General features: G+C 63.4%; 23 protein-coding genes. 12 read left to right on the top strand and 11 right to left on the bottom strand.

Features of this window, described 5'->3' with window-relative positions; translation table 11 throughout:
* Positions 1–13 precede the first annotated feature (13 nt).
* Entirely contained in the window at positions 14–907 is an 894-nt protein-coding gene (locus HCN50_RS04100; protein WP_171708306.1) for an IclR family transcriptional regulator, read from the bottom strand.
* Positions 908–1,111: 204 nt separating this feature from the next.
* Between HCN50_RS04100 and HCN50_RS04095 the strand changes: the two genes are divergently transcribed.
* Genes HCN50_RS04095 through HCN50_RS33395 form a run of 4 tightly spaced genes read left to right on the top strand, consistent with a single transcriptional unit; the run spans position 1,112 to position 4,035 of the window.
* Positions 1,112–2,911: a thiamine pyrophosphate-binding protein gene (locus tag HCN50_RS04095; protein ID WP_171708305.1), complete on the top strand. Its 1,800-nt coding sequence runs from the start codon at positions 1,112–1,114 to the stop codon at positions 2,909–2,911.
* A gap of 22 nt (positions 2,912–2,933) precedes the next feature.
* A complete protein-coding gene (locus tag HCN50_RS04090) occupies positions 2,934–3,638 on the top strand; it encodes an SDR family oxidoreductase (protein WP_171708304.1) in 705 nt (234 codons plus the stop codon).
* 14 nt (positions 3,639–3,652) lie between these two features.
* Complete coding sequence (locus HCN50_RS33400) at positions 3,653–3,883, top strand: hypothetical protein (RefSeq protein WP_235976721.1); 231 nt, start codon at positions 3,653–3,655, stop codon at positions 3,881–3,883.
* Complete coding sequence (locus HCN50_RS33395; RefSeq protein ID WP_235976720.1) at positions 3,883–4,035, top strand: cupin domain-containing protein; 153 nt, start codon at positions 3,883–3,885, stop codon at positions 4,033–4,035. Before HCN50_RS33400 ends, HCN50_RS33395 begins: the two co-directional genes overlap by 1 nt.
* Before the next feature lie 227 nt (positions 4,036–4,262).
* On the opposite strand, the gene HCN50_RS04080 is transcribed toward HCN50_RS33395, so the two are convergent.
* The 3 genes from HCN50_RS04080 to HCN50_RS04070 form a co-directional block, all read right to left on the bottom strand.
* Positions 4,263–4,487 carry a hypothetical protein gene (locus tag HCN50_RS04080; RefSeq protein WP_171708303.1) on the bottom strand — a complete coding sequence of 75 codons (225 nt, stop codon included), beginning with the start codon at positions 4,485–4,487 and terminating at the stop codon, positions 4,263–4,265.
* A 388-nt stretch (positions 4,488–4,875) separates the two neighbouring features.
* On the bottom strand, positions 4,876–5,676 hold the full coding sequence (locus HCN50_RS04075; RefSeq protein ID WP_171708302.1) for an SDR family NAD(P)-dependent oxidoreductase: 801 nt from the start codon (positions 5,674–5,676) through the stop codon (positions 4,876–4,878).
* A gap of 17 nt (positions 5,677–5,693) precedes the next feature.
* On the bottom strand, positions 5,694–6,635 hold the full coding sequence (locus HCN50_RS04070) for a hotdog family protein (protein WP_171708301.1): 942 nt from the start codon (positions 6,633–6,635) through the stop codon (positions 5,694–5,696).
* 210 nt (positions 6,636–6,845) lie between these two features.
* Between HCN50_RS04070 and HCN50_RS04065 the strand changes: the two genes are divergently transcribed.
* From HCN50_RS04065 to HCN50_RS04055, 3 genes are all read left to right on the top strand, one after another.
* A complete protein-coding gene (locus HCN50_RS04065; protein WP_171708300.1) occupies positions 6,846–10,319 on the top strand; it encodes an indolepyruvate ferredoxin oxidoreductase family protein in 3,474 nt (1,157 codons plus the stop codon).
* A gap of 141 nt (positions 10,320–10,460) precedes the next feature.
* Positions 10,461–10,889 (top strand): hypothetical protein, encoded by a 429-nt coding sequence (locus HCN50_RS04060; RefSeq protein WP_171708440.1) that lies wholly within the window; start codon positions 10,461–10,463, stop codon positions 10,887–10,889.
* A 101-nt stretch (positions 10,890–10,990) separates the two neighbouring features.
* Positions 10,991–12,571: an alkaline phosphatase D family protein gene (locus HCN50_RS04055; protein WP_171708299.1), complete on the top strand. Its 1,581-nt coding sequence runs from the start codon at positions 10,991–10,993 to the stop codon at positions 12,569–12,571.
* A 9-nt stretch (positions 12,572–12,580) separates the two neighbouring features.
* On the opposite strand, the gene HCN50_RS34185 is transcribed toward HCN50_RS04055, so the two are convergent.
* Entirely contained in the window at positions 12,581–12,709 is a 129-nt protein-coding gene (locus HCN50_RS34185; RefSeq protein WP_283812040.1) for a hypothetical protein, read from the bottom strand.
* Positions 12,710–12,995: 286 nt separating this feature from the next.
* Here HCN50_RS34185 and HCN50_RS04050 point away from each other — a divergent pair, with 286 nt between their 5' ends.
* Positions 12,996–14,168: a thiolase family protein gene (locus HCN50_RS04050; protein WP_171708298.1), complete on the top strand. Its 1,173-nt coding sequence runs from the start codon at positions 12,996–12,998 to the stop codon at positions 14,166–14,168.
* Between the two features lie 256 nt (positions 14,169–14,424).
* Here the strand turns inward: HCN50_RS04050 and HCN50_RS04045 are convergent, their stop codons facing one another.
* Positions 14,425–14,649, bottom strand: coding sequence for a hypothetical protein (locus tag HCN50_RS04045; RefSeq protein ID WP_171708297.1), 225 nt, complete (start codon positions 14,647–14,649; stop codon positions 14,425–14,427).
* A 307-nt stretch (positions 14,650–14,956) separates the two neighbouring features.
* Between HCN50_RS04045 and HCN50_RS04040 the strand changes: the two genes are divergently transcribed.
* The gene (locus HCN50_RS04040; RefSeq protein ID WP_171708296.1) at positions 14,957–16,237 is read left to right on the top strand and encodes an amidohydrolase family protein; all 1,281 of its coding nucleotides are present in this window, start codon (positions 14,957–14,959) and stop codon (positions 16,235–16,237) included.
* A 269-nt stretch (positions 16,238–16,506) separates the two neighbouring features.
* Here the strand turns inward: HCN50_RS04040 and HCN50_RS04035 are convergent, their stop codons facing one another.
* The 3 genes from HCN50_RS04035 to HCN50_RS04025 form a co-directional block, all read right to left on the bottom strand.
* Positions 16,507–16,692: a hypothetical protein gene (locus tag HCN50_RS04035; RefSeq protein WP_171708295.1), complete on the bottom strand. Its 186-nt coding sequence runs from the start codon at positions 16,690–16,692 to the stop codon at positions 16,507–16,509.
* A gap of 190 nt (positions 16,693–16,882) precedes the next feature.
* Entirely contained in the window at positions 16,883–17,761 is an 879-nt protein-coding gene (locus tag HCN50_RS04030; RefSeq protein ID WP_171708294.1) for a DMT family transporter, read from the bottom strand.
* 7 nt (positions 17,762–17,768) lie between these two features.
* Positions 17,769–19,466, bottom strand: coding sequence for an FAD-dependent oxidoreductase (locus tag HCN50_RS04025; RefSeq protein ID WP_171708293.1), 1,698 nt, complete (start codon positions 19,464–19,466; stop codon positions 17,769–17,771).
* Positions 19,467–19,501: 35 nt separating this feature from the next.
* On the opposite strand from HCN50_RS04025, the gene HCN50_RS04020 reads away from it, so the two are divergent.
* A complete protein-coding gene (locus tag HCN50_RS04020; RefSeq protein WP_171708292.1) occupies positions 19,502–20,485 on the top strand; it encodes a Bug family tripartite tricarboxylate transporter substrate binding protein in 984 nt (327 codons plus the stop codon).
* A 100-nt stretch (positions 20,486–20,585) separates the two neighbouring features.
* Here HCN50_RS04020 and HCN50_RS04015 read toward each other — a convergent pair whose 3' ends face one another.
* Together HCN50_RS04015 and HCN50_RS04010 are read right to left on the bottom strand one after the other, a co-directional pair.
* Entirely contained in the window at positions 20,586–21,830 is a 1,245-nt protein-coding gene (locus tag HCN50_RS04015; RefSeq protein ID WP_171708291.1) for an aminotransferase-like domain-containing protein, read from the bottom strand.
* Between the two features lie 58 nt (positions 21,831–21,888).
* The gene (locus tag HCN50_RS04010; RefSeq protein ID WP_171708290.1) at positions 21,889–22,425 is read right to left on the bottom strand and encodes a DUF3124 domain-containing protein; all 537 of its coding nucleotides are present in this window, start codon (positions 22,423–22,425) and stop codon (positions 21,889–21,891) included.
* Between the two features lie 58 nt (positions 22,426–22,483).
* Between HCN50_RS04010 and HCN50_RS04005 the strand changes: the two genes are divergently transcribed.
* Complete coding sequence (locus HCN50_RS04005; RefSeq protein ID WP_171708289.1) at positions 22,484–24,211, top strand: cation:proton antiporter; 1,728 nt, start codon at positions 22,484–22,486, stop codon at positions 24,209–24,211.
* Between the two features lie 205 nt (positions 24,212–24,416).
* On the top strand, positions 24,417–25,490 hold the full coding sequence (ribB, locus tag HCN50_RS04000; protein ID WP_171708288.1) for a 3,4-dihydroxy-2-butanone-4-phosphate synthase: 1,074 nt from the start codon (positions 24,417–24,419) through the stop codon (positions 25,488–25,490).
* The last annotated feature ends 153 nt before the right edge of the window (positions 25,491–25,643 follow it).

Genomic DNA, 25,643 nt, shown 5'->3' with positions numbered 1-25,643 from the left:
CAGAACGAGGAAATCAGGAGGATTTGGCGAGATCGCGGGCGCCGAATTCGATCGACAGCCGGCTGGCAGCCGATTGCACCAGTTTGGCGCGGCTCTGCATCACCTGGTCGGTCATGCGCCAGATCGGACCGGAAATGCCGAGCGCGCCGATCACCTCGCCGGTGAAATGATAGACCGGCACGGCAACGCAGCGCACTTCCGCATTGTATTCGCCGTCGTCGAAGGCGATCGCACTGCGGCGGATTTCCGCGATCTCGCGCAACAACACGGCGGGATCGGTGATCGACTTTTTCGTCGACGGCTTCAGCTCGACCCGTTCGAGAAAGCGCTTCAACTGATCGGGGCGCAGCGAGGCCAGCATGATCTTGCCGAGCGCAGTGCAGTGCGCCGGGCGCACCACGCCGACGCGGTCGGTGAGTTGGAACGCGCCGGCCCCGCTGGTGCGGGCGATGACAACAACCGCATCGCCCATGCGCACGGCGAAATGCCCGCTTTCGCCAGTCTCGCGGGAGAGGTCTTCGAGGATCGGCGTAGCCAAATTGACCATCTCGATTTCGTCGAGGGCGCTCGCCGCCAGCGCAAACAACGGCCGGCCGACGCGGTAGCGTTTGGAATCGCGCTCCTGCCGGAGATAGCCGAGCGAGACCAGCGTCTTGGCGAGATGGAAGGTGGTGGAATTGTGCAGGCCGACCAGCTTGCTGAGATCGGCAAGGCCAATGCCCTCGCGGTGACGCGCGACCTCTTCAAGGATGGAAAATGCGCGGCCGAGCGACTGCACGCCGCCGCGCGCGCGCTCCTCGGCTTCGTCGTCGATGTTGGGTTCGCTCGACGGCATCAGCCTTGCGATCGAGATCTTGCGAGGGGTTGCCTCCTTGTCGCTCGTCTTCGACTTGGCGCGCGGTTTCACGGGAATCAGTTCTCCAGATGGGCGAGACGAACTCTAGCAGGCGGGCCTCGCCCGGCAACAGCGCTGGGCAGCGAGCGAGGACGCACTAGAAACATACCACAATAGCAATTGACGTACAGTAATATGAGAAATAGGGTCCGGTTCGCTGGCCGCACCGCGCGCGAAGACGCGGGGGCGAATTGGGCTGCAGGGAGAGAGTGATCGATGTCGCGTAACATGCTCAACGGCGCCCAGGTCATTGTCGACTATCTGATCCAGGAGAAGGTGCCGCAGGTATTCGGCCTGTGCGGCCACGGCAACATCCAGTTCATCGACGCGCTGTACGAGCGCTCCCACGACATCAAGACCATCTCGGTGCATCACGAGAGTGTCGCCGGCTTCATGGCCGACGTTTATTACCGCGTGTCGGGACGGCCGACGGCGACGTTCACCTCTTGCGGCCCCGGCTCGGCGAACCTGCCGATCTCGCTTGCGAATGCCTTTCTCGATTCCGTACCGTTCATGGCGGTGACCGGCAACGTGCCGACCAGCCAGTTCAACCGCGGCGCGTTCCAGGAGATGTACCGGCATCATCAGGCCGATTTCCCTTCCACCGTGCGCACGATCTGCAAGAAGGTGTTCCAGCCGACGCGCGGCGAGATGGTGCCGCTGGCGGTGCGGCAGGCCTGGAAGACCATGACGACCGGCCGGCCCGGTCCTGTCGTGCTCGATGTGCCCTTCGACGTGTTCATGGAATCGGCGGCCGAGCAGGCGCCGAACGCGATCGAATGGAATGCCAATATCTCGAGCCGCTGCGGCGCCGATCCGGACGGCGTGGTGAAAGCCGTCGATATGCTGCTTTCCGCCGAGCGGCCGGCGATCATCGTCGGTCAGGGCGTGCGCTATGGCGGCGCGGCCGAGGAACTTTTAAAGCTCGCCGAACGGCTGCCGATTCCGGTGGCGGCGTCGGCCAGCGGTCTCGGCGCGATCGACTGCAACCATCCGCTGGCGCTGGGCCTCGTCGCGCGCGCCGGGCACTATCAGGCCAATCATGCGACCCGGCAGGCCGACGTGCTATTGGCCATGGGCATGCGGTTCGACGATCGCACCTCGAGCTCGTGGATCCCGGGTTACTCCTTCACCATACCGCCGACGCGGCTGATTCATATCGACATCGATCCCGAGGAGATCGGCCGCAACTATCCTGTAGCGCTCGGCTTGATGGCCGACGTGCGTACCTTCCTGCGGCAGGTGCATGCCGAACTCGATCGCCGCGGCGATCTCTCGAAGAAGCTGGACGCGCGCAAGAAATGGCTCTTGCAGATCGACGGCTATCGCAAGGAATGGGACAAGTTCGTCGCCCCCGGCTTTTCCGACGACACCACGCCGATCAATCCGCAGCGCGCCGCGCTCGAAATCGACAAGGCGCTGCCGGAGGATGCGATCCTCGTCAGCGACATCGGCGTGCACCACAACTGGCTGCTCGGCTTCTGCAAGCCGCGGCGGCCGGATTCGCTGATCGGCTCGATGGGTTTCGGCCCGATGGGCTTTGGCGTGGCCGGCGTGATGGGCGCGAAATTTGCCGCGCCCGATCGCCCCTGCGTCTCGGTGTGCGGCGACGGCGCGTTCTTTATGCACGCCAATGTGCTGGGCACGGCGGTGGAATATAACCTGCCGGTGGTCTGGGTGGTCTGGAACAACTACGCCTATGCCTCGATCCGCGGGCTGCAGCGCGGCTATCTCGGTGGCCGCGAGCTCGCGACCGACTTCCACGATCCCAACACCGGCGAGCGCTACAATCCGGACTTCGCCGCGATGGCGCGCGCCTGCGGCGTCGAGGGTGTGCGGGTCGATCGTGCCGGCGACATCGGTGAGGCCATCCGCAAGGGCATCGTCGCCAACAAGCCCTATCTGATCGACGTCGATATCGCCGCCGACATCAATCCGGCCGGTGCGGGCGTCTGGGAATTGCCCGGGCTCGGCCAAAGCAAGGCCGGCATCGGCACGCGATACCAGCCCGTCTGATCTCACGCGATAAGGAATTCTCATGCTGCTTGCAGGCAAGAAAGTTGTCGTCGTCGGTGGTTCTTCCGGCATCGGTCTTGCGACCGCGGAGATGGCGAAGCGCGAAGGCGCCGATGTCATCGTTGCCTCCCGCAACGTCGACCGGCTCGACAGGGTGGCGGAGAAGCTGAATGCGATTGCGATTCCCGCCGACGTTACCGACGATGAGAGCGTGGCAAGCCTGTTCCGGCGGTGCGGGCCGGTCGACCATGTCGTGGTCACCGCGGCACAGCTTCGCACCGGCCCGTTCAAGACGGTCGCGATGGAGGACGTCCGTGCGACGATGGAAGGTAAGTTCTGGGGCGCGTGGCGGGTGGCGCAACGCGCGGACATCCGCGCCGACGGATCGCTGACGCTGGTTTCGGGTTTCCTGAGCGTCCGGCCGCGGCCGAATTCGGCGATCGTCAGCGCCGCCAACGGCGCGCTGGAGTCGCTTTCGCGGGCGCTGGCGCTGGAACTGGCGCCGGTGCGCGTCAACGCGGTCTCGCCCGGCGTCATCGACACGCCGATCCGCGCCGCGATGCCGGAAAAGGCGCGGCGCGACATGCTGGCGAAGACGGCGGCCGCGCTGCCGGTCGGCCGGGTCGGCGCGGGTGAGGACATTGCGCGGCAGATCCTCAGCTTTCTGGCGAACGGTTTTGCGACGGGATCGATCGTCTATATCGATGGTGGGGCGCTGGTGATCTGACAATGGAGGCCATCATGGCTTCAGAAAATAACGGCGCGTTCATCCGCAATATCGCCGAAGTGCCGTGGCGCGAATTTCCCAATCATTTCGGCGGCGCGCTGTCAAAACCGCTGGTGATGCCGGAGACGGCAGGCTCCCGCCACATCGACTACCGCATCTCGATGTACCAGCCGATGGCGCATGTCGCGCGCCACAAGCATCTCGTGCAGGAGCAGATCTACCACGTGCTCGAAGGCGAGGGCTGATGGAAATTGCCGGCAAGAACCATGTCGTACGCAAGCACGACTTCATCTTCCTGCCACCCGGCGTCGAGCACGCGATTTCGAATTCCGGACTGGTTGATCTGGTGTTCCTGGTGATCACCTCGCCGGTGACGGACGAGGAGAGGCCGGTGTGAGGTTGTCAGATGACGTGTGGGTGAATAAGCCACTCGAGGATTGCCACCTCTCCCCTTTTGTGGGGGAGGTCGGATCACATCGTCAGATGTGATCCGGGTGGGGCCTCTCCACACGAACAGTGTGACTCGCGGCGATACCCCCACGCCAGCCCTCCCCCGCAAGCGGGAGAGGGAGCGCAGTCTCCTCGCGGCTGCAGTTGTACCTGATCCGATCGCACTGCGGCGAATCACGCCGCCAGATCCTGCAGCAGCAGCGACGAGCCGCGAATCAGGACCTTGCGTCCCTTCGCGGTGAGAAGTGGCGTGTCGCCGTGCATCGCGGCAAGTTCCAGCGCGATCAGGCCGTCGATCGTGGTGCGGCTCATCCGCGGCAGCCTGGCCGCCGGCGTTCGCAATGCCTTCAACGTTTCCCACTGGGCCGGCGTCAGGTCGTAGTCGAATTCGTCGTTCATGGTGCCTCGGCTTCCCACAATTCTTGTGGCGCCTCATAGCGAGCGCACATGAAATTCGTGCGACCGCAACGAGTCTGGATTTCGACAAGCGACGATGCGCTGTCACATCATCGTGTCATTGGAATTGATCGATATTGTCGAATCACGCGGGCCCAAAAACAAACAACGCCGGTGCCAAGTCGCGCGAACGGGGGCGCGTCAAAAAGGGCCGCCCAATCGCCGCAACCGTTAAGAGAAAGTTACTAACCAAAGGTAAACATGCGGGCAGGATGAGGTCTGATAGCGGCGTGCGAGGATGCAAGGTGGGCAAAGCGAAGCGTGCCCACTATCTTTTGCGCCGAGGGAATCGTGCGCACATCGCTGACGCTCCCTTGCCCACCCTACGATTCTATCCCCGCCGCACGCTCGCACCACCATCGACCGGCAGGGTCACGCCGGTGATAAAGCTCGCTTCATCCGACGCCAGAAACAGCGCGGCGTTGGCGACGTCCCACCCAGTGCCCATCTTCTGGCGCAGCGGCACCTTGGCATCGCGCTCGGCCTCGACTTCGGCGCGGCTCTTGTTGAATTCGCGCGCGCGGGTGTCGACGGCCATCGGCGTGTTCATCAGGCCGGGCAGGATGACGTTGGCGCGGATACCGTATTGCGCGTTCTGATAGGCGAGCTGTTCGGTAAACGCGATCATCGCCGACTTGGTCGCCTTGTATGCCACGTAAGGATAGGTCGTGATCGCAGCCATCGAAGAAATGTTGATGATCGCGCCGCTTCTTTGCTGGCGCATGATCGGGATCACGTGCTTTGCGGCCCACACGCAGCTCTTCAGGTTGATTGCGACGCAGCGGTCGAACGCTTCCTCCGATATGTCGAGCAGTTCGGCATCGTCGCCGGCGAGGCTGACGCCGACATTATTGTGCAGCACGTCGATGCGGCCCCACCGTGCTTGCGCATCCATCACCATCGCCTTGAGCTCGGCATTTTTGGTGACATCGGCCCTGAACGCTGCCGCGGCGCCGCCGCTTTCGGCAATCATGTCGACCGTCTCCTGCGCCGAAGCCAGATTGTGATCGACGCACAACACCTTGGCGCCTTCACGCGCAAAAGTCAGCGCGGTGGCGCGGCCGTTGCCGATGCCTTCGCCGGGGCTCTGGCCGGCCCCGACGACGATGGCGACACGATCTTTCAGGCGCATCTCATTGCACTCCTCACCTAGCCATAGAGCGCTTCGTGCTCCCGCTCGTAGTTCGCGTATGAATCCTTGATGCTCGCCATATTCAACAGCATGGTGGCGACCGGCGTATCGTCCTTTGCGAACACGGTCGTGCGCACCCAAACGCTTTCGGTGCGCCGGCTGCCGCTCAGCGCGACGACCTCGCGTTCGGTGAAATAGGTCTCGCCGACGAACAGCGGGCCGCGCAGCAGGCGGATTTCCTGATCCGCGAACAGGCCGACTGCCGGCCCGCGCACCGGCAGCTTGTCCTCGCGGGCGCGGTACTGAAACAATACGCTCAGCATCTCGAAGGGGATGATCGCGCGGCCCCAGGGATTGAGCTCTTGCGAATAATACGCCGACGGTTCGGTGATGACCTTCAGCTTCTCGGCGAGCGAAAACGGATAGAGATCGCCCATGTGCTGGTCGAAATCCATTCGGACCGTCTGTCGTGCGACCTTCATGCCGACCTTGAGGTCGGCGAGGATGACGGGATCGGCGAGCGGCTTCAATTCGCCGAGCCGTCGGGAAAGCGCCGTTTCCGCCACATCGCCGACGGATGCGGTGCCGCGCAAGATCTCGGTGCCGTCGCGCTTGGTCATGCCGATCGCACAGATGGTCTGGCCTGGATTGGGCTTTTCGATATTGGCCTGCACCTCCTCGCCCTCGAAGGCGGGGTTGCGGTAGTGCGCGGAGAGGCAGCCGGTCTCGAACCAGGCCTGGCCCCAGATCCGTTCGCACAAGGGGGCGAACTGGCTGAAATGGGTCGGGCCTTCGATGGTGCCGCCCTGAAACCCGAGTTTCTGCGCGGTCGCCTCATCATGGATCGAGGCGTGGGAATCGTAGACCTGCGCGTGGAGCATCTGCCTGGGGCTTCGCCACGGCCCGACGAGAAGATTGCCTTGCTCCAATATCTCGATCCTGAACGCCGGCTCTGTCATCCCTGGTGTCTCCTTTTGCCGCCAAGGGTTTCAAAGAAGAGGGTTTCAAAGAAGGCGGGTTTCGGCAAGAGGCGGGACGATCCACAAGCAGGCGAGATATGCCTTAAGGCCATGAATTCACGCTGGGCACGCATAGCAAAATCGGTGCATCCTGCTCGCAATTAGACCGGTTCAAATAACCGGCGGAACGCACGACGGGGAGCGGACGACATGGCGTTGATGGAAGTGGGTCTGGACGATAAGTACCGTCTGGACGCGAAACGGATTTTTCTGTCCGGCACGCAGGCGTTGGTCCGGTTGCCGATGTTGCAGCGCGAACGCGATCGCGCAGCAGGACTCAATACCGCCGGCTTCATCTCGGGTTACCGCGGCTCTCCGCTCGGCATGTACGATCACGCGCTATGGCGCGCGAAATCCTTCCTCAAGCAGCATGACATCGAATTCTCCCCCGGCCTCAACGAGGACCTGGCGGCAACCGCCGTGTGGGGCAGCCAGCAGGTCGGCATGTTCCCCGGCGCCCAGGTCGATGGCGTGTTCGGCATCTGGTACGGCAAGGGGCCCGGCGTCGACCGCTCCGTCGATGCGCTCAAGCACGCGAACTCCGCCGGCACCTCGCCAAACGGCGGCGTGATCGCGCTAGCGGGCGACGATCATGGTTGCCAATCCTCGACGCTCGCCCATCAGAGCGAGCAGGTGTTCGCCGCGGCGCTGATGCCGGTGGTCAACCCGGCGACGCTACAGGACTATCTGGATCTCGGCATTTTGGGCTTTGCGCTGTCGCGCTATTCCGGCTGCTGGGTCGGCTTCAAGGCGATTTCCGAGACTGTCGAAAGCTCGGCCTCGATCGTCAGCGATCCCGATCGCATTAGGATCATCACGCCGGATGATTTCGAGATGCCGCCGGGCGGGCTTTCGATCCGCTGGCCGGATGCGCCGCTGGAGCAGGAACGCCGGCTGCACGGGCCGAAGATGCAGGCCGTCGCGGCATTCACGCGCGTCAATCGCTTCGACCGCATCGTGCTGGATTCGAAGCCGGCGCGGCTCGGCATCATGGCGACCGGCAAGGCCTATCTCGATCTGCGGCAGGCGCTGGCCGATCTCGGCATTACCGATGCCGAGGCACAGGCGCTCGGCCTACGCATCTACAAGCTCGCGCTGACCTGGCCGCTTGAAGAAACCGGCGCGCGCTCGTTTGCCGAAGGTCTGCAGGATGTTCTGGTGGTGGAGGAAAAGCGCGGCTTCATCGAGGACCAGCTCGTCCGCATTCTCTACAATATGGACGCCTCGAAGCGTCCCTCGGTGGTCGGCAAGCGCGACGAGACCGGCGCCATGCTGCTGCCGAGCGAGGGCGAGTTGACGCCGACCATGGTCGCGGCGGCGGTGGTCGCGCGGCTGCGCCGACTCGGCCATCGCAGCCCGGCGCTGGAGCAGCGGCTGGCCAAGCTCGAAGCGTTCGACCGGCCGGCGGAAGGTATCGGCGCGGCCAAGCTGCAGCGAACGCCGTATTTCTGTTCGGGCTGCCCGCACAACACCTCGACAAAAATTCCCGAAGGCAGCCGCGCGATGGCCGGCATCGGCTGTCACGGCATGGCGCTGTCGGTGCCGAACCGGCGAACGCAGACGATCTCGCATATGGGCGCGGAAGGTGTCGCCTGGATCGGGCAGGCGCCGTTCACCAGCGAACAGCACGTGTTCCAGAATCTCGGCGACGGCACCTATACCCATTCCGGCCTGCTGGCGATCCGCGCCGCGGCGGCGTCCGGCGTCAATATCACCTACAAGATTCTCTATAACGACGCGGTGGCGATGACCGGCGGCCAGCCGGCCGAAGGCGGTCTGACAGTCGCGCAGATCGCGCATCAGGTTGCGGCGGAAGGCGCCAGGCGACTTGCCATCGTCTCCGACGATCCGGAAAAATATCCCTCGAATTACTTCCCCCCAGGCGCGACGGTTCATCATCGCCGCGAGCTCGATGCGGTGCAGCGGGAGCTGCGCGAGGTCAAGGGCCTCACGGTCCTGATCTATGACCAAACCTGTGCTGCGGAAAAGCGCCGCCGCCGCAAGCGCGGACTCTATCCGGATCCGCCGAAGCGCGTCTTCATCAACGAGCGCGTCTGCGAAGGCTGCGGCGACTGTTCACAGGTCTCGAACTGCGTCTCGGTGCAGCCGCTGGAGACCGAGTTTGGCCGCAAGCGGCGGATCGATCAGTCGAATTGCAACAAGGACTTTTCCTGCATCGAGGGTTTTTGCCCGAGCTTTGTCACCGTGCATGGCGGTAAGCTGCGCAAGGCCGACCGTGCGGCCGCCGATCCGTCGGCGCTGTTCGCCGATTTGCCGACGCCGGCACCACTGGCGCTCGATGGTGCCTACAACATCCTCGTCACCGGCATCGGCGGCACCGGCGTCATCACCATCGGCGCGCTGCTCGGCATGGCCGCCCATGTCGACGGCAAGGCGTGCTCGACGCTGGATTTCACCGGCCTGTCGCAGAAGAACGGCGCCGTCATGAGCCATGTCCGCATTGCGCCTGTTGCAGACGATCTCTCGACCGTCCGCATCGCGCCCGGCGGCGCCAACCTCATCCTCGGCTGCGATATCGTCGTCGCCACCAGCATCCCGGCGCTGAGCCGGGCTGAGCGCGGCGTGACGCGGGCGATCGTCAACGCCGACCTGTTGCCGACCGCGAGCTTCGTCATCAATCCCGACATCGATTTCGAGGCCGGGGCGATGCGGGATTCGCTGAACGAGGCCGTGAGCGCCTCCGATCTGGACATCCTCGATGCCACGGGACTGGCAACCGCGCTGATGGGCGACAGCATCGCCACCAATGCCTTCATGCTCGGCTTTGCGTTCCAGCGCGGCGCGATTCCGCTGTCGCTGGAGGCGATCATGAAGGCGATCGACCTCAACGGCGCGGCGATCGAGATGAACAGACTGGCATTCTCATGGGGCCGGCTCGCCGCCCATGATCTGCAACGCGTCGTCAGCGCGGCGCGCTTCAGGAGTTCGGGCGCAGCGCCGGTAAAGCGGACGCTTGCGGAGAGCATCGCGTTGCGCGCCAAATTCCTGGCCGGTTACCAGGACGAGGCCTATTCGAAGCGCTACCTCGACGAAGTCGAGCGTGTGCGCGCCGCGGAAGCCGTGGCCGCGCCCGGCTCGCATGAGTTGACCGAAGCCTTCGCCAAGGGCCTGTTCAAGCTGATGGCCTACAAGGACGAATATGAAGTCGCCCGGCTCTATTCCGATGGCGAGTTCGCAAAAGCGTTGAAGGAACAATTCGACGGCCAGCCTGGCGTCAAGGTCAGCCTGGCGCCGCCGCTATTGGCCAGGCGCGACAAGGTCACCGGCCACTTGCGCAAGCGCGAGTTCGGCCCCTGGATTTTCCGGGCCTTCGATATCCTCACCCGGTTCAGGTTCCTGCGCGGCACCGCGTTCGATCCGTTCGGCTATACGGCCGAGCGGCGGATGGAGCGGGCATTGCCGGACGAATATTCCGCGATGATCCTTGGCCATCTCGGCAAGGCGAAGCCGCATGATTGGCCGCATCTCGTCGCGCTGGCGAAATCCGCGGAACTCGTTCGCGGCTATGGCCACATAAAGGAAGCTAATGTCGCAAAATACCGCGCGGAGTGCGCGCGGCTACAAGCTGCGATCCGCCAGCCCATGGTGCAGGCGGCAGAGTAGAACGCTGTTCAGCCGGCGCGTGAACTTTTCACGGCCGGAGTCACACACCATTCGCCGAGCGTGGAACCCGCTGGAATTGTGCTGGCGGCCTCCTACATGATCGCTGTTCTTCAGTTTTTGGTTGATTTCAGGAGGCCTGCAATGGTCCTGAAAAACGTTATGGCCGCAGCACTTTGCACGGGGCTTCTGATGTCGGGCGGTGCCGCGCTGGCCGACGAGTATCGCGCAGGCGAGCTGTTCAGCCTTGATCCTTCCCAAGCTCTGCTCTCACCGAAGCGGCTCGGCCCCGAGACGCAATTCGCACCGGTCCGGATCGAAGCGAGATCCGATCGCAAGCCGGTGAAGACGGAACGCGTGGTCGTCCGTAAAACACCGGAGCGCAAGGCGCATGTGGCGCAAACTCCGGAACGTAAGGCACATGTCGCGCAGCCGCGCGTCGAGAAGCCGCGCAGTGCTATCCGCACCAAGCTGGCGCGCCGCGACTCGAACCCGCTCGACGCCCAGGCCCGCGACACGCGGATCCAAACCTGGCCGTGCAAATCCGGCGGCATCTGCGAGTGGCAGAACTAGTACGTTACTGATCTTCCGCGTCATCCACCTGTCGTAAAACCTTCGGCCAGCATTCAAATTGCTCGGGCACACCTTCGTCGTGATTCGACGAGGGTGCTTCGATGCCGATTGCGATATGCGCCGGGCAAAGTCTGAACCGGCGCCAATTGCTGGTCCGCTCCGCCGCAACATTGGCCGTCGGTGGTCTCGGCAGCCTCGCCAGGCCTTACCTCAGCCGCGCCGCGGATCGGCCGCTTATCACCAGCGGCATTCAATCGGGCGATGTGTCGGCCGATTCCGCGGTGATCTGGGCGCGCGCCGACCGTGCCGCCCGCATGCAGGTCGAGTGTTCGGCCAGCGAAGATTTCAAGACCATCATCGGCACGGCTGCCGCCGATGCATTGCCGGGTAGCGATTTCACCTCGAAGGTGCTGCTCGATGGCCTGCCGCCAGGACAGGACATTTTCTATCGCGTCCGGTTTGAAAGTATCGATGAGCGGGGAATCGCCGGCGAAGCTCAAGTCGGGCACTTCCGCACCGCGCCCACGGCGCGCAGTTCGGTATCGTTCGCCTGGTCGGGCGATACCACGGGGCAGGGCTGGGGTATCGACGAAAGCCGTGGCGGCATGCGGACTTACCGCACGATGCTCGACAACCGTCCGGACTTCTTCATCCATTCCGGTGACCACATCTATGCGGATTGCCCGATAGAGCGCGAATTGAAGCTGCCTGACGGCGGGCTCTGGCGGAACCTCGTTACCGAGGAAAAATCCGTCGTCGCCCAAACGCTGGCGCAGTTCCGCGGCAACTACAAGTACAACTGGCTCGACCCGAGCTTCCGCGCCTTCCATGCCGCGGTCCCCCTGTTCGCGCAATGGGACGATCACGAGGTCACCAATGACTGGGCGCCGATCGGCACGGCCGACGCCAGCGGCTATGCCGAGGACGGCTCTTCGCTCCTGGTGGCGCGGGCGCGCCGCGCGTTCCATGAATTCATGCCGATGCGCGCGGTAGCAGCACAGGAGGACAGCCGCATCTATCGCAAGATCGCCTACGGTCCGCTGCTCGACGTCTTCATGATCGACATGCGCAGCTACCGCGATTCCACCTTCAACAAGCGCGACGACCGTAGCGACACCTGCATCCTCGGCGCGGCGCAACTGGCCTGGCTGAAGCGCGAACTCGTGGCGTCCGACGCCACCTGGAAGGTGATCGCCGCCGACATGCCGATCGGGTTGATCAGCGAGGACGCGATTGCGCTCGGCGACGGCCCGCCGGAGCGCCGCGAGCATGAGATCGCCGATTTGCTGTCGTTCATGAAGCGTGCCGGCATACGTAACACGGTGTGGCTGACCGCCGACATGCATTACACCGCCGCGCACCATTACGACCCGAACCGCGCCGCGTTCCAGGATTTCGAGCCGTTCTGGGAGTTCGTCTCAGGCCCCTTGCACGCGGGCACCTGGGCGCCGGCCCCGCTCGACAACACGTTCGGCCCGAAGGCGGTGTTCCAGAAGGGGTGCAGCGGCGAAAATCTCGCGCCGTGCTTCGGCCTGCAGTTCTTCGGCCGCGTCGACATCGACGGCAAGACCGAAATCATGACGGTGACGTTGAAGGACGTCGGCAACAGCAGCCTCTGGTCGGTCAATATCGAACCACGTCCGGATGCACGCCCTGGCCGGCTTATGGCGCAGCACATCTGAGACGGGGCCTCAGGGTGTCACCACGAGATAGCCGCCGACCACGATCAGCACGGAGAGGGCAATGATCACTCCAAGCACCGCGGCGATGATCGCGGGCAGTTCGTGACTATCCAGCCATTGTCGCAACGCCCTTACCATCACACCCCTGTCTCGGTTCTAATTGTGTCGCAGTTCGCATGTCGGCAATCTCAATAGCTGCCACTTTCGCTAAGTGAAATAGCCGGGCCATGCGCCTTTGGTCGTGCGCCAAGTACAGAGGTCGGCAGATCAGATGCGGCCTTGCCGAGGCGCAGGCGTTGTGCAAATCCCGGTCTTGAGCCCGGTTTGCGGATTCAATCTGTTCCGCCGGCCGGAATTCGGGTTTTCGCTACACACGGGCGCGGCACCAGTCCATACTGGATCGCATCAAAGGGAGGTCTTTCAAATGCGTGAAGCTGTCATCGTTTCCTATGCACGTACGGGACTGGCGAAGTCCGGCCGCGGCGGGTTCAACATCACCCCGCCGATGTCGCTGGCGGCCCATGCCATCAAGCATGCCGTCGACCGCGCCGGCGTCGAGAAGGAATATGTCGAGGACTGCTATCTCGGCAATTGCGCGCACGGTGCGCCCAATATCGGCCGCCAGGCCGCGCTGCTCGCCGGCCTGCCGAAGTCAACCGCCGGCGTCTCGGTGAATCGCTTCTGCTCGTCGGGCCTGCAGACCATTGCGATGGCCGCCAACTCGATCCGCTCCGACGGCACCGACTGCATCGTGGCCGGCGGCGTCGAGAGCATCTCGATTCCTGGCGGCGGCTCGCCGAAGGAATCGATCGATCCGGACCTGCTCAAGGTCGCGCCTGACATCTTCATGGCGATGATCGACACCGCCGATATCGTTGCCGAGCGCTACAATGTCAGCCGCGAGTATCAGGACGAATATTCGCTGGAGTCGCAGCGCCGCATGGCCGCGGCGCAGCAGGCAAACAAGTTCAAGGACGAAATCGTCCCGATGAAGACCAAGATGAAGGTGGTGGACAAGCAGACCAAGGCGGAGAGCATCGTCGATTACGTCGTCGACCGCGACGAATGTAACCGGCCCGACACGACCATGGAAGGTCTTTCCAAGCTCGAGCCCGTCAAGGGTCCCGGCAAATACGTCACTGCCGGCAATGCCAGCCAGCTCTCCGATGGAGCGGCGGCCGTGGTGTTGATGGAAGCCAAGGACGCCGAGAAGCGGGGTCTCAACCCGATGGGCCGCTTCGTCGCCTGGGCCTCCGCAGGCTGCGAACCGGACGAGATGGGCATTGGCCCGATCTACGCCGTGCCGAAGCTGCTGAAGCGCCATGGCCTGAAGATCGACGACATCGATCTCTGGGAGCTAAACGAAGCCTTCGCCAGCCAGTGCCTCTATTCGCGCGATAAGCTCGGCATCGACCCAGAGAAGTACAACGTCAACGGCGGCTCGATCGCGATCGGTCACCCCTTCGGCATGACCGGTGCGCGTCTCACCGGCCACATCCTGCAGGAAGGCCGCCGGCGCAAGGCCAAGTGGGGCGTCGTCACGATGTGCATCGGCGGCGGCCAGGGCGGCGCGGGCTTGTTTGAGATCTACAGCTGAGAAGAACGGCCCTACGTCATAGCTCCTTATACTTCATCCTGAGGAGCCCGCGAGAAGCGGGCGCCTCGAAGGATGCGGGCCACAGACGGCGCCTTCATGGTTCTCCCGGCGATGCGAAGCATCGTCCGGAGACGCGCGGAGCCTGTCATCGGGCCGTGCTACGCGCGGACCCGGTGGCGCTCCTCACCATGAGGGTCTATCATCGAGCAAAGAAAATGGCTCCGCGAGGAGCCATTTTCCGTTCCAGGTGTCGGCCTCAGTAGCGATACTTCTTGATCACCACGGTCCTGTCGCGATGACCATGCCGCCATCCACGATGCCAGCCGCGGTCGTGCCGGAATTCAGCACGCGCGCCGTAGTGGGGGTGGTGGTGATGATGGTAGCCGCGCTTCTTGATGATGACCGTCTCAGCGCTTGCAATCGACGGCGCCGCTATCGCGAGCGCACCGAGTGCAGCGACGATGTATGCAAAACGCTTCATTCCAAGTCTCCTCCAATTGAGCTGACGTAAAACATCACATGGCGAGGAACGTTCCCGCAGAATCTCAGGAGAATTCTGAACGCTTGTTCAGGTGGGCGGCCGCGCACTTTACTCTGTAGAACTTTGGATGAGGCCCGCTGTCCAGCGGGCGTGCCAGGTGAGCCCGGCGTGCGGCGCACGCCCGCCCACTCAGGGGATCGCCCGCGCCACCGTGTGAGCTGCGCGTGGGCGATACAGGCCCTGCTTGCGGAATCCCGGGGCACGGCGCATCATCAGCGGACAAAACAATGTCAGGGGGAGCGCTGCGATGACGGGGTTTTCACGCCGTGATTTTCTGGGCTTGACGGGGACGGCGGCCATCGCCGCCATGTCCGGCCCTGCCGCCGCCGCGATGGGACCGAACGACAAGTTCGATCTCGTGATCAAGGGCGGCGATGTGCTCGATCCCAGCCAGTCGCTCAGGGGCAAGCGCGATATCGGTATTCGCTGGGGCGTGATCGAGGCGGTCGAGAACGAAATCCCGGCCGCGCGTGCCGCCAAGACCATCGACGCCTCGGGCAGACTTGTGACGCCCGGCCTGATTGACCTGCATTCCCACGTCTACCCCTACGGCTCGGCGATCGGCATTCCCGCCGACGAATTGGTGCAGGCGCAGGCCACCACCACGGTGGTGTCGGCGGGCGATGCCGGCGTCAACAATCTCGCGGCGCTGCGGCGCTACATCGTGGCGCAATCGCGGGCGCGGATTTACGCATTCGTCCACATCGCCAATAACGGCCTGTCCGGATTCCCGATCGCCGAACTCTACAATATCGACTACGCGCAGGTGGAGGCTTGCGCGATGGCGCTGGCCGAAAATCCGGATTTCCTGCTCGGCGTGAAGGTCCGTATGTCGGAGAACGTCATCGCCAAGCACGGGCTGGAGCCGCTCAAGCGCTCGATCAAGGCCTGCGAAATGTGCGGCTGGCCGGCCAAGATGATGGTGCATATCGGCGGCGTCGAGACCAAGGAGCTGATGTCGGAGATCCTCGACCTGATGCGGCCGGGTGACGTGCTGACGCATGCCTACTCCGGGGCGCCTAATATCGCGGGCGCCTTCACCAACATCGTCCAGGACGGCAAGCTGTTGCCGGCGGCGCTCTCGGCCAAGCAGCGCGGCGTGATGTTCGATGTCGGCCATGGCGGCGGCAGTTTTGATTTCACGGTGGCCGAAGTGGCGATTCCCAGCGGCTGCGGGCCGGACACGATCTCTTCCGACATTCACGTCTTCTCGGGCAATACGCCGGGCATGCCTTATCTGCCGAACGTCATGAGCAAGTTCATCGTGATGGGATATACGGTGGAGCAGGTGGTAGCGATGGCGACCATGGCGCCGGCGAGGATCATCAACCGCGCGCCCAAGATCGGCACGCTGCAGATCGGCGCCCCCGGCGACGTCGCGATCATGGAGCTGGTCGAGGGGCAGACCTCGTTCGTCGACACCCGCAACAACAAGCGCGACGGCAAGCTGCTGCTCAAACCCGTGCAGACCGTGATCAACGGCGTCCCGTTCGGCCGGCCCTACCAGGCGCCGTTCGCGGTGCGGTGAGGAGGGGCGTGGCCTCGTTAAGGCGAAGTCATAGCCGTATTCATGCGAGCTGGATGAAGGCCGGGTAGTTGGCTGCGGGCTTGTCACTCCAGCATCAGGTCCGCTTTCGGAGCGACGCAGGCATGAACCGATAAGCAAAACCCGTTGAATCGGTCGAAGATGACCCCGAACGGACATCTGACCAGAGACGATACCGTAACGATAGGTCTGGAAATGTTCGTCTTTCCTGATCTGTTCCTATGGGCGGTAGGGTGCTGGCCTGCTTCAGCTCAGCGGGGCTCTAGCTGATCGCCATTGAAAATGTGCAACATGCCCGAGAAGGCAGGATGATCCGCTTCAACGACATAGCGGACTGCGCCCGCCCGATTCGTAAAAACAGAAACGATGAAACCCGGATATTCGTAACCTGATCGCTTCTTTACTCGGTCGCCTACATTGAACGGTGCGTCTGTCATTTAATTCCTCGTGGCCGCCTCAGTTGGCGGCCTCTTTCATATCAGGCCAAGTTCATATCAGGCCAAGCCGGGAATGTCGCCTGTTGTGCCCATCGCGTCATTTCGCGGCGATGCAGCACTTCCGTCGCTTTCGGACCGAAGCGGACATGAGACACGCTTGCGAATCCGGATTTGTGGGTATGTGTCCTAGTCAGCCTGACCGCCGCTGCGCGCGGATATCGCCGACGATGTCGGCAATGACGGCGCCCATCACCAGGGCGCCACCGGCGAGGACCCGTAGTGTGGGCACCTCGCCAAATCCCACCCATACCCAGAACGGCATCAGCGGCGTCTCCAGCGTAGAGATCAGGGCCGCCTGGCCTGACGGTAGCAGGCGCGAGCCGAGGAAGAATAGCGTGAGGCCGATGGCGACCTGAAAGCATCCAAACATCGCGAGAATGAGCAGGTCGAAGCCGGTTATCCCTGCTATTCCGTGGGCGAAGGGAATGCTGATAACGCTGCCCAGAATGTTCGACATCGCTGCGGCGGCGATCATCGATGTATTCTTGTGCCGCCGTACCATGACTGTCATCGCAGCGATCGCCAGCGCCATGAAGCAGGCGAGGGCTATCCCAAGGATATCCGAACCGATGCGAGCGTTGCCGACGATGATCATGACGCCGCAGAGCGCCACGATGCTCGCCAGCATGGTTCGCAGTTGGGGGATTTCCCGCAGCCATATCCAGGCCAGCGCAGCCGCGAGGAAGGGACCGGTCGCGATGATGATGGCTACATTGGATACATTCGTGAGCTGCAGCGAAGGGATGAAGGCGATCATCGCCAATGTCGAAAACGACGCGACCAGCCAGCCGTTTTTGTCCATCCTGGTCAGATCCCGCAGGCCCGCACGGCCTTGCAACAGCACCATCAAGAGAACGATCAGGCCGCCGCCGAACAATCCGCGCCAGAACAGGATGGTCCAGGAGTCGTAGGGAAGCAGCCGCGTGAAGAACGGCGCCGTGCTCCAGGCAATGGCCGCGGCGACCACGAGCGCGATGCCCAAGCGTTGCTGGGAGCGTATCTCAGCCATACGGGAATCAACCCGGGCTGAGGCTGGAGCTTCGGCCGATCAGCTTGCTGACGAGCGGCGCGGGATCGTCGGGAATCGCGTTGCCCCGCCAGGCGACATGCTGGTCGGTGCGCGCAAGGATGAGTTTGTGGCCGCCGGGCGGCGGCGCTTGGTCGCCGGGTACATCGACGATTTCAAACGGGACGCCATTGGCGCGCATCGCATCGGCCAAAGGCGCAATTGCAACGCCTGGATCGTACCGCAAAAGCGTGTAGCCCGGCCCGAGCGCATCATAGACCGGCCTTCCGTCCGACAGTTTCGCGAACGGAAGCCGGCAGCCCGGCGTCGAGGACGGCGTGAAATCCGCCATCGTAAAACCCGGATGCTCGGCGCCGTCATAGGCGATGATCGGAGAGCGATCGTAGAAATAACCGAAGTTGAGGCCGGCGCAGCAATATTGCTGCACGTTCAGGTCATAGGCTGCTTGCCCGACCTGCTTGCGGACGGCATCGCCCTCAGGCCCCGGCTGCTCGATTTCCTCAGGCACGGTGCGGCGCTGGCTCAACACCTTGCCGGCCATCTCCATCGCAAAGCGCGACACCTGCTCGGTGATGGGAAGGCGTTCGGCCTCATAGGCGTCGAGGATATTGATGTCGGCCCATCCCTGCAGATAGGCCGCGAGCAGCCATGCGAGGTTGGTTGCATCCGCGATGCCGGCATTCATGCCGTAGCCGGCATAGGGCATCCACAAATGTGCCGCGTCGCCGCAGATAAAGGCGCGGCCCTTGCGAAACCGGTCGGCGACCAGGCGCCGGCCGACCCAGTCCTCCTTGCTCAGAACCTCGTATTCGAAATCGGGTCCGACGCCGAGAATGGCGCGGATCGAGGCGTCGCGATCGACGGATTCGAAGGTCTCGTCCTCGCGATTGAGATGGTTGTGGATCAGCCATTTCTCGCGGCCGTCGATCGCAACCACCGTGCCGCAGCGCCGCGGATTGAGCGACAGCGTCATCCAGGCGGGTCGGTCCATCAGGCCGAGCAGGGCGGGCGCGTGAATGTAGGTCGATTGTACGCGCTGGATGATCGGCGTTCCCTGCAGGTTGGCGCCGATGGCCTTGCGAACCAGCGAACGCGCGCCGTCGCAGCCCACGATGAACTCGGCATGGATCTGCGAGGTGGATCCGGTATCGAGATTGCGAACGATGGCGACGATGCCGTCATTGCTTTCGCTGAAATCCTCGAACGCGGTGCGGTTCAGGATCTGGAGCCCGTCGATGCCGGTGGCGTGGGCGAACAGCACGGGTTCCATGTAAATTTGATTGATGCGATGCGGCGGCTCGGCGGTCGGCCAGCCGGTGTCCGGCCCGTTCGTTGCGGTGTAGCGATCGCGCCGGCAGGGAATGAGAATGCGCGAGAGCTCGATGCCGGTTGCCGTGGTGCGGTAGGAGCAATCGTTCGGGTAATCGGCCGGCAGGCCGGTGTCGCGCAGCATCTCGGCCAGTCCCAATCGACGGAAAATCTCCATCGAGCGCGACGAGACATGGTTGCACTTCACGCTTGGCGGCTCGCCGGCGGCGCGCGTTTCCACTGTCGTCACCGATATCCCCCGTAGCGCGAGGTCCATCGCGAGCGTCAGTCCGACCGGACCGGCGCCGACCACCAGAACGCGGCTCTTCACCACGTCGCTCACTGCCTTGCCGCTTGCTGCATGGGGACGATCATGCATAAGTGTCGGCCACAAAAATCATCGGGGGGATCTCAATGTTTCCGTCGATCCGGCAAGGCATGATGCGCGCTCTTGTGGTTCTGTCGCTGTCGTTATCGGCGATTGAAGCAGCAAACGCCTATCCTGATCAACCCATCAAGATCATCGTGACCTTTCCGCCCGGCGGCAGTGCCGATATCGTGATCCGCGCGCTGCAGCCCGCGCTGTCGGAATCTCTGAACCAGCCGATCGTGATCGAGAACCGGGCAGGCGCGGGCGGCAATATCGGGATCGGGGTCGTGGCGCAGGCCGCGCCGGATGGCTATACGCTCGGTGTCGCCGCCGCCGGCGTGCTGACCGTCAACCCACACCTCAACCGTGCCGCGATGTCGTTCGATCCGATCAAGGATCTCGCGCCGGTGACGATGCTGGCGGAAATCCCGTTCGTGCTGGTGTCGTCGCAACAATCGGCCGTTGCCTCGGTCGCCGATCTCATTGCCAAGGCCAGGGCTCAGCCGCAGGGCCTGTCGATCGGCCATGGCGGCAACGGCACAGCGATGCACCTGACCTCGGCCCTGTTTGCGCAAAAGGCCGGCGTCGGCATTCAACTGATCGCCTATCGCGGCACCGCGCCGGCGGCCACCGACGTTCTGGCCGGACACATCCCGCTGGCAGTGCTGGATATCCCGGCATCGAAGCAATTGATCCGCGACGGCAAGTTGAAGGCGCTGGGCGTCTCCGCTGCCAAGCGCGTGGTCTTCCTGAACGATGTTCCGACGCTGGCGGAGCAGGGCCTCTCCGGATTCGAATCCGTCGGCTGGTTCGGCATCGTCGCGCCCGCCGGCACGCCGTCCGAAATCGTCACCAAGCTGAATGCGGCCTTTGTGAAAGCATTGAGCGATCCGGCCGCGGTCGAGAAAATCCGCACGCTCGGCGCCGAGCCGGTGCCGAGCTCGCCCGATGCCTTCGCAAGGTTCATCCAAAGCGAAAGCGCCAAGTGGGGGAAGCTGATTTCCGAGGCCGGCATCAAGGCTGAATAGAACGTCAGCTGTCGGGCCTTGGTCCGGTCGATCAAAATAAAATTGGGTGGCGGCCCAGCGCCATTTGATCTCAATCAATATGGACCAGCCTCGCGTCGGCTCAGCTCCGCGCCCGCTTCTCCACATTCGCGATTCGGGCGGGTACGCCGAACTCCTTGCGGCAGACTTCGGCGAGCACGGCAACGCCCTCGCGGATCTGTTCGTGCGAGGGGCTGGCAAAGCACAGCCGCAGGCGGCTGCCGGCAAAGGCCTTATCGGTCGACCATTCCGGTCCGGGATTGATGGCGACGCCGGCGGCGAGCGCGGCCTGATAGAGCTTTAGCGTATCGACATTGTCGGGCAGCTTCACCCACAGGAAGATGCCGCCCTCGGGCGCCTCGAATTCCGCCGACGTGCCGAACTGTTCGTTGAGTGCTTCCATCAGCGTGTCGAGCTTGGCGCGCAGGCCACGCGTCAGCTTCGGCACATGGGTTGCAAAATGCGGCGCGCAATATTCCGCGAGCACCATCTGCTCCAGCGCGCCGCTGCCGGCGTCGGTTTTCAGCGCCAGCATCCGCGACATCATTTCCCAGGGCGCGACGATGAAGCCGACGCGCAGGGCGGGGGCGATCGACTTCGAGAACGAGCCGATGTGGATCACGCCGCCATGCTGGCTCATCGCGTAGATCGCCGGCGGCCGCTCGCCTTTCCAGATCAGATCGGCGTAGCAATCATCCTCGAAAATCGGCACGCCGTATTGCCGCGACAGCTTCAGCATCTCCGCGCGCCGCGTCTCTGGCAGGATGCTGCCGGTCGGATTCTGCACGGTCGGGATGGTGTAGATGTATTTCGGCGTAATGCCGCGGCTTTTGTGTTCGGCGAGCGCGGCCGCCAGCGCATCCATCCGCATGCCCTGATCATCGAGCGGGATGCCGACCGCCTTGACGCCGAGCCGCGTCAACCGGGTCAGCGCGCCCTGATAGGTTTCCCGCTCGACCAGCACGGTGTCGCCGCGTGCCAACAGGGTTTGGTTGACAAGGTCGAGCGCCTGCAGCGAACCCGAAACGATCAGGATGTCGTCGGCCGTGCAGGCGATGCCGGCATCGCGCTTGAGTTTTGCGGTGAGGAATTCGCGCAAGGGACGGTAGCCCTGCGGGCCGTGGGCAAGCCCATAGGTGGCGAGCGTCTTGCCCTCGCGCCGGAGCACGACATTGACGGCTTCGATCAGGCCGTCGACCGGCACCTGCTCGGGATCGTTGTTGCCGCCGACGAAGCTGTATTTGGCCAGTCCCGTCCACCGTGCCGCCGGGGCCGGCAATCCGGCGGGCAGCAGGGCTGAAAAATCGAAGGGGGTTGCGGCAGACATGGATGGTCACTCCCATTTTGTTGTTTATTGAGAAGGCGGCTTGCGGCCTTCCGGCAGGCTAGTTCTTGATGATCCTGATCGGCCGACCCTGACTGATGAAGGCATAATGTCCGGCGCCGACGCCGCCGACCATCAGGGCTTCGACCGCGGGCTCGGCGATGTCGCCCGTGGCCGCCCAGTCGACCACGAAATTCGCGCCCGTGCCGCCGCGCACGTCATTCGCGGCGATGAAGACTTCGACGGTTGCGAACGCTTTTAGCGCAACCGGAGACTTGAGGTAGCTCTCCACCAGCTTGCCCGATGTGTCGAAATAGGCGATCCGCTTCAGGACCAGCGGGCGGGTTTCGGATGCATTGTGAATGCTCAGCGTGACCGAAAAATCTGCTCGCAACTTGCCCTGGCTCATCGAGACGCTGGAATAGACCGGCACGTAAAATGCGCCCGATATGGCGAGATTTTCCGCCGGCAGCGCGGTAAGGGAAGGCGCGAAATTCTGCTCGATGGCGCCGGCCTGCGCGAAGGCTGCCGGGCAGTTCAGGATCGACAGCGCAGCCAGAATCGCGAAAAGAAGGCTCCTTCCACGGCTGTGACACATTGCTTGTTTGACCCCCGCGCTGGGACCTCTAGGTTGGGGCAGGGGGAATTCCGGAACCATGCACGAGCTTATTCGCGATATCACCTTATGCATCCTGTTCGCCTGGGTGCTCGGCCTGTTGGCGCATTTCTCCCGGCAGCCCCTGATCCTCGCCTACCTTATCGCCGGGTTCTTCATTGGTCCATTCGGCGTGGGTTGGGTCAAGTCCCAGGATTCGATCACCGTCATCTCCGAACTCGGCCTGATCTTCATGCTGTTCATGATCGGGCTGGAAATCGACCTGAAGAAGATCGTGCGCGCCGGCAAGGTCATCCTGTTTGCCGCCGGCGGGCAGTTGATCGGCGGCTGCCTGCTCGGGATATTGTTCTTCATCGCGATCGGCCTGTCGATGGGCAGCGGCCATTTCGACGCGCTCTATCTCTGCGTCGCCTGCGCGTTATCGAGCACGGTGATCATCGTCAAGGTGCTGTACGAGAAGCGCGAACTCGACACGCTGCCCGGGCGGATCACGCTCGGCGTGCTGGTGCTGCAAGACATTTTTGCGATCCTGTTCCTGGCGGTGCAGCCGAGCCTCGACAATCTGCAAGTGAGCGTGATTTTGCTCTCGATCGTTCGGGTCGGCGCGCTGGTGGCGACAGCGCTCGTGCTCAGCCGTTACGTGCTGCCGTGGCTATTCCACCAGATCGCGCGGCGGCCGGAACTGATCCTGCTCGGCGCCCTCGCCTGGTGCTTCCTGATCGGCGAGATCGCGGAAAGGCTGCATTTGTCGCGCGAGATGGGCTCGCTGGTGGCCGGTGTTTCGCTGTCGACTTTCCCCTATGCGCTCGACGTCACCGCCAAGGTGACGACGCTGCGCGATTTCTTCATCACGCTGTTTTTCGTCTCGCTTGGCATGACCATCCCGATCCCCGGCGCGTCGGTGATCGGGCTGGCGCTCGCGATCGCGGCCTTCACCGTCATCAGCCGTCTGGTGACGACGTTTACGCCGCTCTATCTGATGAAGCAGGGCCTGCGCGCGAGCCTGTTGCCGGCGATCAACCTGGCGCAGATCTCGGAGTTCTCGCTGGTGGTGATCCAGACCGGCGTGCTGGCACGTCATATCAGCCCGGAAACGGCGAGCGCCGCATCCTTCGCCTTCGTGGTGCTGGCGGTCCTGAGCACCTTCGTCATGGGCCGCAGCGACCAGGTCACGCGCGGCCTGATCGGCCCGTTGAAACGGATCGGCCTGCGCGATCTCGATCACAAGCATGAAGCCGAGGCCGGGCATGGTGGCGGCCACGGGGAGGCGCGGCGGATCGTCATTCTCGGTTTTTTCCGCGCTGCCAGCGCGCTGCTCGCCGAGATCGAGCGCGGCAATCCGGCGGTGCTGGAGCAGATCACCGTGATCGATTTCAATCCGCTGGTGTTCCGCACCCTGACCGAGCGCGGCATGCACGTGGTCTATGGCGATATCAGCAACGTCGATACGCTGGTGCACGCCGGCGTCGGCAATGCCGAGCTGATCATCCTCAGCATCCCGGACTCGCTCTTGAAGGGGGCCGACAACGAAAAGCTGGTCCGCCATGTCCGCTCGCTCAACCCGACCGCCAAGATCGTCGCGACCGCGGAGATCCTGGCCAATGTCAACGATCTTTACGAGGCCGGGGCCGATTACGTCACGGTAACCAGGCTCAGCGACGCCCACGAGCTCTATAAGGTCATCGAGGCCGCCCAGGCCGGGCTTTTGGAGGACAAGCGCGCCGAGACCGACGCGCTGCTCAGCGAGCGCCGCGAGGTGCTGCCGTAACAGAGGCTACTGACTTCGCCGGGAGCTGTGCATATCTAGGGCTAGCCGGGACGACAATGCTGTTTCCCGTTTGGCACCGGTCGCAGCATGGCCGTTTCGCGCCCGCCGGCAGCGGTTCTGCCCGGCGTATTGATGCTGGCGCTGGCGATGGAGTCCGGCTAATGCACTGGCAGCATCCAGCGAGATTTGGCGAGATTTTTGGAAGATGGCCGACACGATCCAGGAAGTTCTGCAGGCTTTTGCCAAGGGCGAACTCGTCGTCGTGACCGACGACGACGACCGCGAGGGCGAGGGCGATCTGATCGTCGCGGCCTCGCTCTGCACCGCGGAGAAGATGGCATTCATAATTCGCCATACCTCCGGCATCGTCTGCGCGCCGATCACCACCGACGACGCCCGCCGGCTGCGGCTCGATCCGATGGTGGCGCACAACGAGTCCAACCACACCACCGCCTTCACCGTCTCGATCGACTACAAGCCCGATGGCGGCACCGGCATATCGGCGGAGGAGCGCGCCTCCTGCTGCCGCGCACTCGCCAATCCCAACGCCGGCGCCAACGACTTTGCCCGGCCCGGCCACATCTTTCCGCTGATCGCCCGCGACGGCGGCGTGCTGTTGCGTTCCGGACATACCGAAGCGGCGGTCGATCTCTGCAAGCTCTCCGGGCTGCCGCCGGTCGGCGTCATCTCGGAGTTGATGAACGACGACGGCACCGTGATGAAGGGCGAGCAGGTCGCGCGCTTCGCCGCCACCCACAAGCTCAAGCACGTCACGATCGCTGACATGATCGCCTATCGCCAGGCGCGCGAGAAGCTGATCGAGCGGGTCGCAACCTTCACTACCGACAGCCCGATCGGGCCGTTGCAGGGCTATGCCTATCGTTCGCCCTTCGATGAGATCGCCCATGCCGCCTTCGTCTATAACGGCATCGGCGACGGCAAGAACGTGCTGACGCGGCTGCACAAGCCGAACATCGTCAAGGATCTCTTCACCGGTCAGGCGCGCATGCAGATCGTGCTGGACCATTTCAAGAAGGCCGGCCGCGGCGTGCTGGTCTATTTGCGCGACGGCGCGGCCGGGGTTCCCGTCGAGCCGGTCGGCGAACAGAAAACCGCGGAGGCCGACCGCCATCGGCAATGGCGCGAGGTCGGCGTCGGTGCCCAGATCCTGCGCGATCTCGGCATCACTTCGATTATCAATCTCACGTCCTCGGTACACGACTACAAGGGACTATCGGGTTTCGGCATCGAGATCGTCGCGAACGAAAAGTTGGACTGATGACCACCATCATTTCCGGGGCGATGCCCAGCATCGAACCCGGAATCTCGAGCTTCCGGGTTTCGCGCTATCGCGCGCCCCGGAATGACAGGGTGAAACATTTGCGCTTCCGCCGATAGCGCATTAATTTGTCGACAATTTCCAACAGGACAG

Source organism: Bradyrhizobium archetypum, from assembly GCF_013114835.1.
Taxonomy (GTDB): domain Bacteria; phylum Pseudomonadota; class Alphaproteobacteria; order Rhizobiales; family Xanthobacteraceae; genus Bradyrhizobium; species Bradyrhizobium archetypum.
Note: the sequence above shows the minus strand (reverse complement) of the source record. Positions and strands in the feature narration are given on the sequence as shown.

Coding starts and splice junctions, on each gene's coding strand:
- HCN50_RS04095 (WP_171708305.1), top strand. CDS start 1,112: ATGTCGCGTAACATGCTCAACGGCGCCCAGGTCATTGTCGACTATCTG.
- HCN50_RS04090 (WP_171708304.1), top strand. CDS start 2,934: ATGCTGCTTGCAGGCAAGAAAGTTGTCGTCGTCGGTGGTTCTTCCGGC.
- HCN50_RS33400 (WP_235976721.1), top strand. CDS start 3,653: ATGGCTTCAGAAAATAACGGCGCGTTCATCCGCAATATCGCCGAAGTG.
- HCN50_RS33395 (WP_235976720.1), top strand. CDS start 3,883: ATGGAAATTGCCGGCAAGAACCATGTCGTACGCAAGCACGACTTCATC.
- HCN50_RS04080 (WP_171708303.1), bottom strand. CDS start 4,487: ATGAACGACGAATTCGACTACGACCTGACGCCGGCCCAGTGGGAAACG.
- HCN50_RS04075 (WP_171708302.1), bottom strand. CDS start 5,676: ATGCGCCTGAAAGATCGTGTCGCCATCGTCGTCGGGGCCGGCCAGAGC.
- HCN50_RS04070 (WP_171708301.1), bottom strand. CDS start 6,635: ATGACAGAGCCGGCGTTCAGGATCGAGATATTGGAGCAAGGCAATCTT.
- HCN50_RS04065 (WP_171708300.1), top strand. CDS start 6,846: ATGGCGTTGATGGAAGTGGGTCTGGACGATAAGTACCGTCTGGACGCG.
- HCN50_RS04060 (WP_171708440.1), top strand. CDS start 10,461: ATGGTCCTGAAAAACGTTATGGCCGCAGCACTTTGCACGGGGCTTCTG.
- HCN50_RS04055 (WP_171708299.1), top strand. CDS start 10,991: ATGCCGATTGCGATATGCGCCGGGCAAAGTCTGAACCGGCGCCAATTG.
- HCN50_RS34185 (WP_283812040.1), bottom strand. CDS start 12,709: ATGGTAAGGGCGTTGCGACAATGGCTGGATAGTCACGAACTGCCCGCG.
- HCN50_RS04050 (WP_171708298.1), top strand. CDS start 12,996: ATGCGTGAAGCTGTCATCGTTTCCTATGCACGTACGGGACTGGCGAAG.
- HCN50_RS04045 (WP_171708297.1), bottom strand. CDS start 14,649: ATGAAGCGTTTTGCATACATCGTCGCTGCACTCGGTGCGCTCGCGATA.
- HCN50_RS04040 (WP_171708296.1), top strand. CDS start 14,957: ATGACGGGGTTTTCACGCCGTGATTTTCTGGGCTTGACGGGGACGGCG.
- HCN50_RS04035 (WP_171708295.1), bottom strand. CDS start 16,692: ATGACAGACGCACCGTTCAATGTAGGCGACCGAGTAAAGAAGCGATCA.
- HCN50_RS04030 (WP_171708294.1), bottom strand. CDS start 17,761: ATGGCTGAGATACGCTCCCAGCAACGCTTGGGCATCGCGCTCGTGGTC.
- HCN50_RS04025 (WP_171708293.1), bottom strand. CDS start 19,466: ATGCATGATCGTCCCCATGCAGCAAGCGGCAAGGCAGTGAGCGACGTG.
- HCN50_RS04020 (WP_171708292.1), top strand. CDS start 19,502: ATGTTTCCGTCGATCCGGCAAGGCATGATGCGCGCTCTTGTGGTTCTG.
- HCN50_RS04015 (WP_171708291.1), bottom strand. CDS start 21,830: ATGTCTGCCGCAACCCCCTTCGATTTTTCAGCCCTGCTGCCCGCCGGA.
- HCN50_RS04010 (WP_171708290.1), bottom strand. CDS start 22,425: ATGTGTCACAGCCGTGGAAGGAGCCTTCTTTTCGCGATTCTGGCTGCG.
- HCN50_RS04005 (WP_171708289.1), top strand. CDS start 22,484: ATGCACGAGCTTATTCGCGATATCACCTTATGCATCCTGTTCGCCTGG.
- ribB (WP_171708288.1), top strand. CDS start 24,417: ATGGCCGACACGATCCAGGAAGTTCTGCAGGCTTTTGCCAAGGGCGAA.